Below are 833 nucleotides of genomic sequence, written 5' to 3'. Positions count from 1 at the left end.
AATACCGTAGCATTCCCTTATCTTACTATGTTTTTAAATGATGATGAAATGCACGAGCTTACACTTAAAAAAATTGATAGCGTAGGAGATAACGGAGAAGCGTTTGACTTACTAGATGAGATATTGTCTAGTTTAGAACCAAGCAAAGAATATCTATATAAGCAACGATTGAAGCGTAAAATGCAAAGGGAGGCAATGAGATAATATTACACAAGTACACAAGGAAGATTAATAGTTCAAAATATCCACGGTCAACAGCTAGAAAGATCGCTAATGACTTGAACAAGAATGACCCTTTTAATAATTATCTAGTGAGCCTTGAGCTTGGCTCTAAAAGGTATATTATTGAAAAATTTGAAATTAGAGGTATGAATAGATGAAACGTTTTTACGTAGAGGAAGACGACAATGGCAAAGAGATTAAGCGAAAACTTACAACTTTTGCTAATGATGATTTAACACAGCTTTCAGATGATGAGCTAGAAACATTATATTATGAATCATCTGCTCAATTTTTAGCTAAAGCAATGCACTTTATGAAGATTGAGAACGAACTATTTTCAAGAAAGAATGTAATTGTAAGTGATGAAATTCTAATAAATGTCGGCAATAATATTATTGAAGCTATCAATCAGGTAAGCAATTGATGCGCAAAAAGGAGAGCAATTATCTTTATTTTAACAGACGACACAACTAGAAGTATCGTATTGATTCAAAAGGCTCATAAAAGGGCAGATAAGGGCTTTAATGATATTGTGGCACAATTATATGAACAAGAGCTTAAAACGCAAGAGAAAGCAAAATATGAGCATATAAGGCAAGCTAAGGAGAAAT

2 protein-coding genes are annotated in these 833 nt (G+C 32.8%); both read left to right on the top strand.

The features are described from left to right. Positions 1–204: hypothetical protein (locus L979_RS16900; RefSeq protein WP_047692744.1), on the top strand; the 204-nt coding region annotated here is incomplete at its 5' end. Between the two features lie 172 nt (positions 205–376). Beyond that, complete coding sequence (locus tag L979_RS15370) at positions 377–646, top strand: hypothetical protein (protein ID WP_036853163.1); 270 nt, start codon at positions 377–379, stop codon at positions 644–646. Positions 647–833 lie beyond the last annotated feature (187 nt).

This window comes from Kocuria sp. ZOR0020, assembly GCF_000800955.1.
Lineage (GTDB): Bacteria > Actinomycetota > Actinomycetes > Actinomycetales > Micrococcaceae > Kocuria > Kocuria subflava.
This window is presented reverse-complemented; position numbering and strand designations above follow the sequence as displayed.

What these genes read in the sequence shown, in the direction of transcription:
- L979_RS15370 (WP_036853163.1), top strand. Translation starts at nt 377, where the DNA reads ATGAAACGTTTTTACGTAGAGGAAGACGACAATGGCAAAGAGATTAAG.